The following is a 14510-nucleotide window of genomic DNA, read 5'->3' as shown; positions in this document are numbered from 1 at the left end:
TATTGATGGAAACTCAATTAACTGGTAAAGACTTTATTACACTTCAGGAATGGACAAAAGACGAAATTGATACTCTACTGGATGTATCATTTGATTTGAAAAGAAAATTTGCGATGGGGGTACCTACTCCATATTTAACTGGCAAAACAGCATTTTTAATGTTTTTTGAACAGTCAACAAGAACCAGAAATTCAATGGAAGCAGGTATAGCTCAATTAGGTGGACACGGCAACTATCTTGATACAAGTACTATGCAGGTATCTCACGGTGAAGTGGCAAAAGATACAGGTATTATTCTTGGCAGCTATGGTCATGCAATAGCCTGCCGCAACTGTTTCTGGGAGATAGGTAATAAATATTTGCGCAGTCTGGCAAAATGGGCTAAAGTACCAGTAATGAATTTACAGTGTGACCTTTACCACCCAATGCAGGGTTTAGCTGATTTGATGACAATCGTCGAAAAGAAAAAAGATACAAGAAATTTAAAAGTTTCGGTGATCTGGGCTTATGCAACAAGCCATAAAAAACCTATTTCTGTTCCTTTAACCCAGGTACTGCTCTTTCCACGCTATGGTATGGATGTCACACTTGCCTATCCAGAAGGATATGAACTGCCGGAATGGGTAATTGAACAGGCAAAAGAAAATGCTAAAAAACATAATGGAACATTAACAATAACTCATAACCAGGAGCAGGCATACAAAGATGCTGATATAGTAATTCCTAAAAACTGGGGAAGCTGGGTTACAAATCAGGATGATGCTGTAATAGATGATCTGCTGGAAGCAAACAGGCACTGGAAGTGTACGGAAGAGATGATGGCTTTAGCTGATGAAGATGTTATGTATATGCATGCACTGCCTGCTGATAGAGGTAATGAAGTGGAAGATTCTGTAATAGATGGCCCGCACTCGATAGTTTATACAGAAGCAGAAAATAGACTACATACTGCAAAAGCGGTTATGACAGTAACAATGGGAGGCAAATAATTACAGTGGGTAAGAAATAGTAGATATGTTATTTTACTTTTAATATAAATTTATAAATTTAGTAAGTACTTTACTTTATTGAAAAGGTCGATAATAGAAGTAGGTCGACCTTTTTAATCCCGTTTAATCTGAATATTTAAAAAACTAGAGGGAGATGGTTAAATTTGCAGAATAATAAAGATATGAGTAAAGAGATAGTAGAAGAAGAAACCGTCTACAGATTAGAGGATAACCCACCACTTATTGAAACTCTTTTACTTGGACTTCAGCACATGCTGGCCATGTTTGTAGGAATTATAACACCTCCTTTAATTATTGCAGGTGTAGCAGGATTAAGCTCTGCAGAGACAGGTTTTTTTGTAAGTATGGCCCTTATGGTGTCAGGGGTTACAACATATATTCAGACAACCAAAATTGGGCCAGTGGGGTCAGGCCTTTTAGGTGTACATGGAACAAGTTTTACATTTGTACCAATGGCCATTTCTGCTGCCAATGCTGGTGGATTACCACTTGTTTTAGGTATGACACTTGCAACTTCTCCAGTTGAAATGATTTTAAGTAGATTTATCAAGCAGACAAAAAAATTATTTCCACCTGTAGTCACAGGAACAGTTGTTATGCTTATAGGATTGGGGCTTATGGAAGTAGGAATTACAGATTTTGGTGGTGGAGCAGGAGCAGAAAACTATGGAGCTGTTCAGAATTTACTTTTAGGTTCTTTTGTTTTAGTGATTATAATTATAGCAAATAGATTTGGAAAAGGTTTGATAAAAGTTGGAGCTGTAGCAATAGGTTTAATTGCAGGTTATATAGTTTCTATTCCACTGGGTCTGGTGGATTTAACACAGGTAGCTGAATCAGGCTGGATAACAATTCCAATGCCATTTAAATATGGAATGTCATTTAGCTGGGGTCATCTTCTTCCCTGGGTTATGGCCTATATAATAACAACAGTTGAATCTATTGGAGATTTGACTGCAGTTGCAGAGGTTTCAGGTGAACCAGTAGAAGGAGAAATTCATACTGAAAGGCTCAGCGGTGGGATTCTTGCAGATGGAGTAGGTAGTGCAATTGCTTCAATATTCAATTCTCTGCCTAATTCAACATTCAGTCAGAATATTGGAGTTATACAGATTACCAAAGTGGGAAGTAGAGTAGTTGGTGTTGCTGTAGCAGGAATTTTATTTTTACTTGGATTTATTCCTAAAATTGGTGCACTGGTAAGTGTTATGCCTTCTCCAGTTTTAGGTGGTGCAACAATTGCATTATTTGGTATGGTTGCAACATCAGGTATGAAAATAGTAATTCGAGGAGGACTGACAGATAGAAAAATATTTATTCTTTCTATTGCTTTAAGTTTCGGCCTTGGTGTAACCTTTAGACCTGATGTTGTGGCTCAGCTGCCAGAAGTTATCTCTACAGTTTTATCCTCTGGAATTACAGTGGGAGCAATAATTGCAATTGTCTTAAACTTACTGCTGCCTCAGAAGGATGAGGAAAGAATCTGCTAGCAGCTGGCAGGTGGAAAAAATTATACTAAAAATCTGTTAATTAAAAATATTTTGTTATATAATAAATAATAGAGAATTGAATATAGTAAATTTTTAATGTATGGACTTTTTCCATTTTAACATTTCTCTCAACTGTAATTGAGATAAATGCCTCGTCTTGAGGCAAAAATGGAGAAAGTTCTTCTGTTTAATAATGTGGATAAAAATTTAGATAAAGAAAAAAGTTTGAATTTGAAGAGAAATATTGAAAGTTTTGTTCAGGATTAACTTTGGAAATTATTTAATTATGGAGGTGCAGTAATGGCATTTGAGTATGTTAATAAAGGTGTAAAAAGAGTGGATGCATATGAAAAGGTCACAGGAAAAGCAAAGTTTGGTGCAGATTTAGAATTTGCAGACATGGTCTATGCTAAAGTATTGAGATCAGAATATCCACATGCGGAGATTAAAGCAATAGATGTTTCTAAAGCTGAGAAAATGCCGGGTGTTGAAGGAGTATATACAGCCGATGACATTCCCAATAATTTATTTGGCGTAATTGTTCAGGACCAGCAGGTGCTGGCAAAAGACAGGGTAGTACTTGCTGGTGATGGGGTTGCAATGGTGGCTGCAGAAACTGAAGAGCAGGCGGCAGAAGCATTAAAGAAGATTGAGGTTGAATATAAAGAACTTCCAGGGATTTTTGATCCAGTGGATGCAAGAGCAGAAGGTGTACAAAAATTACATGAGAACAAGGAAGATAATCAGGTAATACATCATCCATTAAGGAAAGGTGATGTAAAAAATGGTTTTGAAAAAGCTGATATAATTTTAGAAAGGGAATATAAAACACAGTTTATAGAACACAGCTATATAGAGCCAGAAGCCGTTGTTGCTGTTCCAGAAGATCAAAATCATCTTATTTCAATTTATGGTTCAATCCAGAACCCATATGCAACAAGGACTGCTGTTGCTGTAGTTTTAAATACTAATTTAAGTAAAGTTAGAGTTATACAGAATCATATTGGTGGATCTTTTGGTGGGAAAGATGAAGTAGTTTCTGCAATGGCTGCCAGAGCAGCAGTAATGGCACTTGATTTAAAAAAGCCGGTAAAGATGGTAAATAGCCGTGAAGAATCTATTACTGAAAGTTATAAACGTCACCCATATCAGCTTAAATATAAAGTTGGGGCAACAAAAGATGGTAAACTAACAGCGATGGAAATAGAAGCAGTTGCCGATAGTGGTGGATATGCATGTCAGACACCATTTGTAACCTGGCGTTCTGTGGTGCAGGCTACAGGACCATATGAGTTAGAAAATGTTAAAACTGATGTCTATGGATATTATACCAATAATCCCTATACAGGAGCAATGAGGGGTTATGGTTCTCCTCAGGTTATTTTTGCTCAGGAATCACTAATGGATGAACTTGCTAAAGAATTAGATATCAGCCCTTTAGAATTGAGATTAAAAAATATCTATCGACAAAATTCAATTACAGCCAGTGGGCAAAAGCTTGACACACATACAGTTAGTTTAGAAGAAGTAATAAAAAAAGCAGTGGAGAAATCAAATTATAAAGAAAAATATTTGGAATACAGTAAAGAACAGAAGGGTGATATAAAGAAAGGTATAGGTCTTGCAGTAAGTTTTAGAGGCTGCAGTCTTGGTGCTGAAGCTATTGATGCAGCAGCTTCTCTAATACAGATAAATAAAGATGGAAGTGTAGCGGTTTACAGTGGACTTGCCGAAAATGGGCAAGGATTAAAAACTATTTTTTCTCAGATAACAGCTGAAGTATTAGGAATAACAATGAAAAATATAGATTATATGGAAATTGATACCACCTTTACTCCTGACAGTGGTTCAACAGTTGCTTCAAGGGCAACTTTAGTAGGAGGAAATTCAATTAAAGATGCAGCACAAAAGTTGAGAGCCACAATAGATGCATTTTGTGCTGATAAATTTGATTTAGATTTAGATGATGTTGATATAAGAGAAGGATTTATCTATGATGGAAAAGGAAACCGCCTCGCCACATTTGAAGATATTGTGGGCGAAATGGGAAATCAGGGTATTATGCTATCAGCATATGGCTGGTACAAAGGGCCTGCAATTTCCTGGGATGAAGAAAAAGGAACTGGTAATCCCTATTTCACATATGTTTACGGCTGCCAGATTGCCGAAGTAGAAGTTGATACAGGAACAGGCGAGTTATCGGTAACAAATATGACAGCTGCACATGATGTAGGGAGAGCAATCAATCCGGCCAATGTTAAAGGCCAGGTATATGGTGGAGTAGTGATGGGTCTTGGCTATGGAATAATGGAAGAGGTTGAAGTTAATAAAGGAAAAATTAAAAATACCAATTTAGATGAATATCTGATTCCAACTATAAAAGATATGCCGGAGATAGAACCGATTATTGTAGAAAATCCGGATCCAGTTGGGCCATTTGGTGCAAAATCAATAGGAGAACCAACTCTGGAGTTGGGAAGTGCAGCAATTGCAAATGCGGTGGCTCAGGCATCAGGCAGGAGAATTAGATCACTGCCGCTTAATTTAGAAAGAGTTTTAATAGGTAGAGCTCTCCACAAAGGAGGTAAGTAATTGTGATAGATTATCAGTTTATTAAAGCAAATACGGCTGCAGAAGCACTTAAAATACTGGCAGATAAAAATAATGTTAAAATCATTGCTGGTGGCACCGATGTTCTGGTAGAACTGCACAAAGAAAGCAGAGACTTAGAAATGATTGACTATCTGCTGGATATCTCTGGAATAGAAGAATTAAAGGAGATAAAAATAGCTGAAGACAAAGTGGAAATTGGGAGTCTTGTTACACACAGCCGGCTTCTCAAAAATAAATTTTTTGCTGAAAATATTCCGTTTTTAACTGCGGCAGCTAAAGATATTGGGTCAACTCAGATCAGAAATAGAGGTACTGTAGGTGGAAATGTTTGTAATGCATCTCCTGCAGCCGATCTTTTTGCACCTCTGCTGGCACTTGAGTCAGAAGTAGTATTGAGATCACAAAAAGGGAAAAGAAATTTAAAAATAACAGATTTTATAAAAGGACCATATAAAACACATATTAGAAATGATGAACTGCTGGAAAAAGTTGTGTTTAAAATTCCAGCAGGAGAATATTACTGTAATTTTCAGAAGATAGGCCGCAGAAAAGCATTAAATATTTCTCGGTTATGTTTGGCTTTTCTGACTGTTATAGAAGATGGTGTAATAAAAAAAGCTCATTTAGTACCTGGAGCTGCTACACCATATCCTACTCCTTTTAAGAAAATTGATGATTATCTGGAAGGAAAGCTTCTGGCAGAGATAGATCCAGCTGAAACAGGAAAAATGGCAGCAGATGCAATGGTAGAAATAACAGGAGAAAGATGGTCAACACCATATAAAAGACCTGCCCTGAGTAAATTGGCGGAAAGAGCACTGAGCTGTGTTAAGGAGGAGGCTGGTTATGATGGATAAAGTAAATGTTGAACTAACTGTAAATGGGGAAAAATACGAAGTTGAGGTTACAGCTAAAGAACGGCTATTAGATACTTTAAGAAAACAGCTTAAACTGACCGGTACAAAGGAAGGGTGCAGTGTAGGAGAGTGTGGTGCCTGTACAGTTATAGTTGATGATAAAGCTGTTAATTCATGTATGGTTTTAACTGCTCAGGTGGATGGAAGTAAGATTATAACTGTGGAAGGGCTTGAGAGTAAAAGAGGATTACATCCTCTGCAGAAAGCTTTTATAGACAATCAGGCTGTACAGTGTGGATTCTGTACACCGGGTATGCTGATGTCAGCTCTTGCTCTGCTTAATGAAAATCCAGATCCAAGTAAAGAAGAAATAAAAACTGCATTAGAAGGGAATTTATGCCGCTGTACGGGATATCAGCAGATTATTGATGCAGTAGAAGCTGCAGCAGCTGAATGGGGGAACTAGGATGAGCAAAATTTTAATCAAAAATTTAAAAGAGATAATAACTATGAATGATAATAGAGAGCGGCTAAAAGACAGCAGTCTGCTGATAAAAGATAATAAGATTGTTAAAATTGCCAAAAACATAGAGGAAAAAAATGTTGATAAGGTAATTGATGGGAGCAAATATTATCTTTTTCCCGGTCTCATAAACACACATCATCATTTTTATCAGACACTTACAAGAAACCTGCCTGATGCACAGCAGGCAGAACTTTTTGAATGGTTAAAATATTTATACCCTATCTGGGCCAACCTATCTCCAGAAGCGGTATATTACAGTACACTTCTTGCCTCTGCAGAATTATTAAAAACTGGATGTACAACTGCAAGTGATCAATTCTATGTTTTTCCTAAAAATCAGCCTGATAATTTGCTTGATTATCAGTTTGATGCAGCAGAAGATATTGGTATTAGATTACATGCCTGTCGAGGAAGTATGTCTCTGAGTGAAAAGGATGGCGGTCTGCCTCCCGATAATGTTGTTCAGACAGATAAGGAAATAATAGATGATTCTTTAAGGCTGATAGAAAAATATCATGACAGTAGTCCTTTTGCCATGAAGCGGATTGTACTTGCACCATGTTCTCCGTTTTCTGTAACTGAGGATTTAATGATAGAGTCGATAAAGCTGGCCCGCGAATATGGAGTTCAGTGTCATACCCATCTGGCTGAAACAAAAGATGAAGAAAAATATGTGCAGGATAGATTTGGCATGAGACCACTTGCATATATGGAAAAACTGGGCTGGATTGGAGAAGATGTATGGTATGCCCATGGTGTACATCTAAACAGCAAAGAGATTAAAAAATTGGCTGAAACAAAAACTGGTGTAGCACACTGCCCTGTGTCAAATATGAAGCTCTCTTCTGGTGCAGCAGAAGTGCCAGAAATGATTTCTCTAGGAGTTCCAGTAGGACTTGCAGTAGATGGTAGTGCAAGTAATGATTCTTCAAATATGATTTTAGAGATGAAGGCTGCATTTTTAATGCACAGGCTTATTCATGGCATGAACTCTATTACAGCAGAAGGTGTACTCTCACTTGCCACAAATGGAGGAAGAGATATCTTAAATCAACCAGTAATAGGCAGTCTGGAAGAAGGAAAAGCAGCAGATATGTTTATGATTAGTTCAGAAAGACTCGGCTTTGCTGGTGGACTTTATGATCCTGTTTCAGCAATTATAAATACAGGTGACAGCCAGGAAGTCGATTATACAATTGTCAATGGGGAAATAGTGGTCGAAAATGGAAAATTAACAAATGTTGATGAGAAAGAAATTATCAGCAGGACAAATGAAATATCCAAAAAAATGATTGCCGGCAGTTAAATTTTTATAATTCAATGTAATTTTAGAGATAATTACTACTAAAAGTAATCACTGCTAAAGGGAGGTTAAAATCGTTGTATATAATTGGTGGAGGTACTTTAATAACCCATGACGAAAAAAATCGAGTTATTAAAGACGGCGGATTGTTGATAGATGGAGAAAGAATTAAAGAGCTGGGAAAGACCAGAGAATTGAAAAAAAAATATCCGGATGCTGTTTTTAAAGATTACTCAGGAAAAATAATAATGCCGGGAATGATAAACACACATATGCACTTTTACAGTACATTTGCAAGGGGGATGGATCTTAAAACTGACAGATCTCCACGCCACTTTTTAGAAATACTGGAAAAGCTCTGGTGGCGTCTGGATAATTCGATGAACAAGGATGATATATATTATAGTGCAATTTATGCAATTTTGTGTGGAATCAAGCAGGGGACAACTACTATTTTTGATCATCATGCAAGTTATGGAAAGATTGGTCAGAGTTTGAGTATAATTGCTGATGCTGTAAGGGAAAGTGGTATTAGAGCAGATTTAGCTTTCGAAATTTCTGATAGAAATGGAAGTAAAAAATCCGTTGAATCTTTAAAAGAAAGTGAAAGATTTTTAAAAGAAGTAGAAAAAGATTCCTATCTATCGTCCAGAATTGGTTTACATGCATCGTTTACACTTGAAGATAAAACTTTGACAAAGGTGAGAGATATAGCAGATAAATATAATTCATCGTTCCATATCCATGCTGCTGAAGGCAGGGCAGATTTGGAAGACAGCCGTTTTAGAGGTTTTAATGGTGTTGTTAAAAGACTTGATAAATATAATATATGGCGGAGTGGAACAATTGCAGTACATGGAGTTCATCTTCAGGAAGAAGAGATGGAGATTTTAAAAGACAGTGGATCATATCTAATCCACAATCCAGAATCTAATATGAATAATGCTGTAGGACTAGCACCAGTTAAAGAAGCTTTAGAAAAAGGTCTGATAGTTGGGTTAGGTACAGATGGCTATACCACAGATATGTTTGAAAGTTTAAAAGTTGCCGATTTACTAATTAAGCACGGCAATAGTGATCCACGACCAGGCTGGTCTGAAATACCTGAAATGGTATTCAAGAATAATGCTCTAATAGCAGAAAAAACTTTTAAACAAAAACTTGGTGTTTTAAAAGAAGGAGCAGCAGCAGATGTTATTGCTGTAAATTATGACCCTCCTACAGAAATTAATTCAGATAACAGTTTTGCACATATATTATTTGGAATTAATGGAGGAATGGTAGATACTACAATTGTTGGAGGTAAGTTTTTGATGGAAAATCAGGAGGTGAAGATACTTGATTATGAGAAAATCGCTTATGAAACAAGAAAACAATCAGCCGATTTCTGGAACAGATTTTAAAAATTATTTTCAGCCAAGTTCTTTAAAAGAGGCACTGGAGATTAGGGATAAATATAGGTCTGAAGTTAAGTTAGTGGCTGGTGCAACAGATATTTTTGTTCAATATAACGAAAAACTGCATGAGGTAGAAAACTGGCTTGATATAAGTAGGATTGAGGATTTAAAAAAGATAGAGAAAAAGGAAAAAAGTATTTTTATAGGTCCACTGGTGACACATCTTGAAATTATAAAATCGGATTTAATTAACAAACATTTTTCAGCACTCAGTGCAGCAGCTTTAGAGGTGGGTTCACCACAGATAAGAAGCAGGGGTACTATAGGTGGTAATATATGTACTTCCTCTCCTGCTGGTGATCTTCTGCCGCCACTGCTTGCTTATGAAGCTAAATTTCATCTGTCTTCTCGAAAGAAAAGCAGAATTGTTGAGTCTGATGAATTTTTTACAGGTCCAAAAAAGAATATTTTAAAAGATAGTGAGCTGCTGACAGGAATAGAAATTCCTATTTCTGATGCTGAAGTTTATTCTTTCTGGAAAAAGATTGGCAGAAGAAAAGCACTTGTTATTTCAACTCTGACTTTAAACCTTGTTTTAGAATTTGAAAATGATTTAATAAAAAGAGCAGGTCTGGCAGTGGGTTCAGCTGCACCTGTACCAGTAAGGCTGAAGAAAATAGAAGAAAAAATGCTTGGGAAAAAATTATCTCAGCTTGATTATAAGAAGATAGCTGAAGAAGTAAAAAATAGAATTTCTCCAATAGATGATCTGAGAGGAACAAAAGAATACAGGGAAGATGTGGCAGCAGATATTATGGTAAATGCACTGGAAAAAATAGAGAAAGAAAGGGTGAGTGGGTAGTGAAGATATCTTTAACAGTTAATGGACAGCTGAGAGAGGTTGAAATAACACCTTATACACGCCTGCTTGATCTTTTGCGGGAAGATCTTGGTTTAACCGGCACAAAAGAAGGGTGTGGAAAAGGAGAATGTGGTGCCTGTACAGTAATTATGGACGGTGAGCTTGTGGCATCATGTCTTGTGCCTGCACCACAGGCAGATGGATCAGAAGTACTGACAATCGAAGGACTGGGCAGTAGAGATAATCTTCATCCTATACAGGAATCATTTGTTGAAACAGGTGCAGTTCAGTGTGGTTTCTGCATTCCCGGTATGATTCTGGCCAGCAAGAAACTGCTGGATGAAAATCCACATCCTGCTGAAGAGGAAATTCGACTTGGCCTTTCGGGAAATATATGCCGCTGTACAGGATATGCAAAAATAATTGATGCAGTAATGATGGCTGCCGAAAAAATGGATGGCAGGGAGAGTGATCAGGATGGGTAAAAAATATAATGTAAAAGATTATTACTGTAAACATACAACAAGGTGTTCAACAGAAGGAAGAAAGAAGAGTAAACGTTTTGTCGGCCACAATGTTTTAAAGGCAGATGCATGGGATAAAGTAACAGGTGATGCGGTTTATCCAGATGATATTAGCTTTGATGATATGCTGCATATAAAAGTTAAAAGAGCGGTTCATCCTCATGCAGTTTTAAAAAATATTGATATTAGTAAAGCACTTAAGGTTTCCGGTGTAGTAGATATTATTACTGCAGAAGATATACCTGAAGTAAGGCAGTATGGATTAATTGTTCGCGATCAGCCTGTACTTGTTGGAGTAGGAGAAAAAATGAGGTATTTAGGTGATGCTCTTGCAGTGGTAGTTGCTGAGAGTAAAGAGGCTGCTAAAAAAGCAAGGGATTTAATTAAAGTAAAGGTTGAAGAACTTGAGGTTATTACAGATCCTTTTAGAGCTATGGAAGATGATGCCCCTTCGATTCATCCAGATGGAAATATATTAATTACACATCATTTGGATAAAGGTGATGTAGAAAAAGGATTTGCTAATTCTGATATAATTGTCGAAAATAAATATCAGACTCAGTTTATCGATCAGCTTCCCATGCAGAATGAGTCAGGTGCAGCTTTTTATGATGAGAGAAAAGGAGTTGTAAATATCTGGGCTTCAACTCAGTGGCTCCATGATATTCAGGCAGATGTAGCACAATCTTTAAGGCTGGCTAAAAATCAAGTTAGGATTATCCAGCCTACAATTGGTGGAGCATTTGGCAAAAAAGAGGATGTATCTGTTCATATTCACCTTGCTATTGCTGCCATTAGAACCGGTCGGCCGGTTAAGTTTACCTATACAAGAGAAGAATCAATGATTACACAGTCTAAGAGGCATCCAATTACAATTTATGCGAAGACAGGTGTAAGTAAAGATGGTTATCTTCAGGCCTGGGAGACAAAGTTTATTGGAGATACAGGAGCATATGCTTCAAGTGGGCCAGCTGTCGTACACAAAGGAATGTACCACTGCACCGGTCCATATAACTGTGAGAATGTGCGAGGTGTTTCTCATGCTGTATACACAAACAATACCTTTTGTGGTGCAATGAGAGGATTTGGAACAACACAGGCTGCTTTTGCTTATGAATCACAGATCGATATTATTGCACATAAACTGGGGATGGATCCGGCAGAATTCAGAAAACAAAATATATACGAGATTGGGTCTACAACTCCTAATGGACAGCAGCTAAACCACAGTGTAAATGCCAGAGAGACAATAGAATCAGCAGTAGAGTTGAGCGGCTGGAAGGGAGGTAATAGTAAATGAAAAAATATGGAAAAGGAATGGCATCAATAATGTTTGGCTTTGGATATGGAGAGGGTTTTCCAGACCATTCTATTGCCTCTATAGAAATAATGGAGGATGAAAGAATACAGATTAAAACTGCAGCTGCAGATGTTGGGCAGGGTGTAATTACAACAGTTATTCAGATAGCTGCAGAAATACTCAGAATCAATCCTGAAAACTTTGAGGTAATTCAGGGAGATACTCATAAAACTAAAAACTCTGGATCAAGTTCAGCTACAAGGCAGACATATTTTACTGGAAGTGCTGTTAAAAAGGCTGCTGAAGAGCTTCTGGCCAACATCTACCATTATGGCAGTATTGAATTCAGAAGCAATCATCCTGAATTAGGTGTAGAAAATGGCAGGATATTTCTGTATGATGACCCCGATGATTATATAACTTACTGGGAGCTGGCCAGAAGAGTAAAAGAATCAGGAAACAGATTAGAGGCTGAAGCAAGTTTTTTCCCGGTAACTTATGAACCGGATGAAAAGACAGGTCAGGCAGATAAAGTTTATGTTGCTTATACATTTTTGACACAGGTTTTTGAAATAGAAGTAGATACAGATACCGGTATAATAGAGGTGCTTAATGTTTACTCTGGTCTGGACCTCGGCAAAGCCATCAATCCTAAAAATGTAGAAGGCCAGATTGAAGGTGGAACTGTACAGGGAATGGGTATGGCTGTTATGGAAGATCAGATTATTAAAGAGGGTAAAACCCTCAATGCTGGTATGACAGATTATTTGGTTCCAACAAGTGTAGATATCCCCAAATTTGAGCACTCCTTTATAGAAGATGAAGATTCTGAAGGACCTTTTGGGGCAAAAGGAGTGGGGGAACCTACTTTGATTGCTGCCTCTCCAGCTATTGCAAATGCTGTTTATGATGCAATTGGAGTTCGCTTTTATGAATTGCCGATAACTCCCTCCAAAATAAAAAAAGCTTTAAAAGAGAAAAATGAAGAAAATAAATAATATATTTTTAACAGGAGAAAAAGGCACAGGTAAAAGTACTATTATAAAAAATGCTTTATTAAAATTAAAGATAACTCCCGGCGGTTTTACTGTCGGGAGGGAAAAAAGAGCTGCAGGAAACTGTACCGCTTTTTTCCTACTATCTGGACGAAAGTTTGTAGAAATTGATATAAAAAATAAAAATGAAAATAATACTTTTGCTTTTAGAAAAGATGCAGATTCTAATTTTATAATCAGACCAGAAATTTTCGAAACATATGGATTAGAACTGCTGGAAAACTGTAAAGAACCTGTTTTAATGGATGAGCTGGGCAGGTTTGAATTAAAAGCAAAAAAATTCAGAAACAGAATAATTAAGATTCTAAAAAGTGAAAAAGTTACTATTGGGGTAATTAAAAATGAGGAAAATGGATTTTTAAATAAAATAAGACAATTAGATAATATTAAAATATTAAGAGTTGAAAAAGAAAATAGAGATGAAGTTTTTACAAAATTCTTAAAAAAACTAAAAGAGGTGTTAAATTATGGCTGATATTAGTGTTAAATTATTTGGAATGGAGATGAAAAATCCAGTTATGCCTGCTGCTGGGCCACCGGTCAAAGATGGTAAGGCTGCTGCTGCAGCTGCAGAAGGTGGTGCTGGTGCTATTGTAACTAAAACAATTTCGACAAAAGCGGCTCAGGTACCACGTCCTAATATGGCGCAGGTAAGAGGTGGGTTTATGAATACAGAACTCTGGTCCGAACTTCCACCTGAAAAATGGCTTAAAGATGAATATCCTGCAGTTAGAAAGACAAAACTACCTGTTATTGTTGGTCTTGGTTATACAGCAGATGAGATAGAAAAATTATCTGTAGAAGTTGAAGAATATGCTGATGCTCTGGAGCTTTCTACACATTATTTAGGTAGTGACACTTCTCCAGTTATAGAAAGTATAAAAGCGGCAAAGGGAGCTACCGATCTGCCTGTAATGGTTAAATTAAGCCCACAGATTGATATTCCAAAATTTGCAAAAGCTGCCGAAAAGGCAGGAGCTGATGGTCTTGTGCTGATCAACTCATTTGGGCCAACTATGGATTTTGATATTGAAACAGGCAGACCTCTTATGGGAAGTGAAAACGGATATGGCTGGCTTTCCGGAGAAGCAATCTTTCCTCTAGCTTTAAGAGCTGTTTATGAAGCAGTTAATGCTGTGGATATTCCTGTTCTGGCTGTTGGAGGTATATCTAAAGGAGAAGATGCAGTCAAAATGATTATGGCTGGTGCAGAGGCTGTTCAGGTTTGTACTGCTGCTATTATAAGAGGGCCTGGTGTGTATGGAAAGATTGCTGCTGAGATTGAAGAATATCTTGATAAACATGGGTATAACAGTCTGGAAGAAATAAGAGGGCTGGCCCAGGAAAAAATAACTAATAAGGCAAATTTCGAAACAAAAGTTCCACAAATAATTAGAGAAAAATGTACTGGCTGCAGACTCTGTATTACAAGCTGTGTCTATGATGCAAATTATCTTGATGATGAAAATGTTATTGTTATCGAAAAAGACAGGTGTGCAGGGTGTGGTCTTTGTGTTACAAGATGTAATTTTGATGCATTAAAGCTTTAATAGCTTTTCTTTAAAATAAAATT

13 protein-coding genes are annotated in these 14510 nt (G+C 37.1%); all 13 read left to right on the top strand.

The window, feature by feature from the left end; all coding sequences use genetic code 11:
• Window positions 1-5: 5 nt before the first annotated feature.
• The 13 genes from DER71_RS04035 (at window position 6) to DER71_RS03975 (ending at window position 14487) form a co-directional block, all read left to right on the top strand.
• Window positions 6-989, top strand: coding sequence for an ornithine carbamoyltransferase (locus tag DER71_RS04035; RefSeq protein WP_114457078.1), 984 nt, complete (start codon window positions 6-8; stop codon window positions 987-989).
• A 164-nt stretch (window positions 990-1153) separates the two neighbouring features.
• A complete protein-coding gene (locus DER71_RS04030) occupies window positions 1154-2500 on the top strand; it encodes a uracil-xanthine permease family protein (RefSeq protein ID WP_233486936.1) in 1347 nt (448 codons plus the stop codon).
• 300 nt (window positions 2501-2800) lie between these two features.
• Window positions 2801-5092, top strand: coding sequence for a xanthine dehydrogenase family protein molybdopterin-binding subunit (locus tag DER71_RS04025; RefSeq protein WP_114474337.1), 2292 nt, complete (start codon window positions 2801-2803; stop codon window positions 5090-5092).
• 2 nt (window positions 5093-5094) lie between these two features.
• Window positions 5095-5970: a xanthine dehydrogenase family protein subunit M gene (locus DER71_RS04020; RefSeq protein ID WP_114457076.1), complete on the top strand. Its 876-nt coding sequence runs from the start codon at window positions 5095-5097 to the stop codon at window positions 5968-5970.
• Window positions 5963-6436 carry a (2Fe-2S)-binding protein gene (locus DER71_RS04015; RefSeq protein WP_114457170.1) on the top strand — a complete coding sequence of 158 codons (474 nt, stop codon included), beginning with the start codon at window positions 5963-5965 and terminating at the stop codon, window positions 6434-6436. Before DER71_RS04020 ends, DER71_RS04015 begins: the two co-directional genes overlap by 8 nt.
• Window position 6437: 1 nt before the next feature.
• On the top strand, window positions 6438-7802 hold the full coding sequence (locus tag DER71_RS04010; RefSeq protein WP_114457075.1) for an 8-oxoguanine deaminase: 1365 nt from the start codon (window positions 6438-6440) through the stop codon (window positions 7800-7802).
• A gap of 74 nt (window positions 7803-7876) precedes the next feature.
• A complete protein-coding gene (gene ssnA / locus DER71_RS04005) occupies window positions 7877-9202 on the top strand; it encodes a putative aminohydrolase SsnA (protein ID WP_114474336.1) in 1326 nt (441 codons plus the stop codon).
• Window positions 9144-10058 carry a xanthine dehydrogenase family protein subunit M gene (locus DER71_RS04000; protein WP_114457169.1) on the top strand — a complete coding sequence of 305 codons (915 nt, stop codon included), beginning with the start codon at window positions 9144-9146 and terminating at the stop codon, window positions 10056-10058. The genes ssnA and DER71_RS04000 overlap by 59 nt, the downstream gene beginning before the upstream one ends.
• Entirely contained in the window at window positions 10058-10543 is a 486-nt protein-coding gene (locus tag DER71_RS03995; RefSeq protein ID WP_114457073.1) for a (2Fe-2S)-binding protein, read from the top strand. Before DER71_RS04000 ends, DER71_RS03995 begins: the two co-directional genes overlap by 1 nt.
• Window positions 10536-11882, top strand: coding sequence for a xanthine dehydrogenase family protein molybdopterin-binding subunit (locus DER71_RS12380; protein WP_114457072.1), 1347 nt, complete (start codon window positions 10536-10538; stop codon window positions 11880-11882). Before DER71_RS03995 ends, DER71_RS12380 begins: the two co-directional genes overlap by 8 nt.
• The gene (locus DER71_RS12375) at window positions 11879-12880 is read left to right on the top strand and encodes a xanthine dehydrogenase family protein molybdopterin-binding subunit (protein WP_114457071.1); all 1002 of its coding nucleotides are present in this window, start codon (window positions 11879-11881) and stop codon (window positions 12878-12880) included. Before DER71_RS12380 ends, DER71_RS12375 begins: the two co-directional genes overlap by 4 nt.
• Window positions 12864-13412, top strand: a complete 549-nt coding sequence (locus DER71_RS03980) for a nucleoside-triphosphatase (RefSeq protein ID WP_114457070.1) — start codon at window positions 12864-12866, stop codon at window positions 13410-13412. Before DER71_RS12375 ends, DER71_RS03980 begins: the two co-directional genes overlap by 17 nt.
• Window positions 13405-14487 carry a 4Fe-4S dicluster domain-containing protein gene (locus DER71_RS03975; protein WP_114474335.1) on the top strand — a complete coding sequence of 361 codons (1083 nt, stop codon included), beginning with the start codon at window positions 13405-13407 and terminating at the stop codon, window positions 14485-14487. Before DER71_RS03980 ends, DER71_RS03975 begins: the two co-directional genes overlap by 8 nt.
• The last annotated feature ends 23 nt before the right edge of the window (window positions 14488-14510 follow it).

This window comes from Halanaerobium sp. DL-01, assembly GCF_003338615.1.
Lineage (GTDB): Bacteria > Bacillota > Halanaerobiia > Halanaerobiales > Halanaerobiaceae > QPJE01.
The sequence above is the reverse complement of the archived record's forward strand: the minus strand, read 5'-3'. Positions and strand labels throughout refer to the sequence as shown.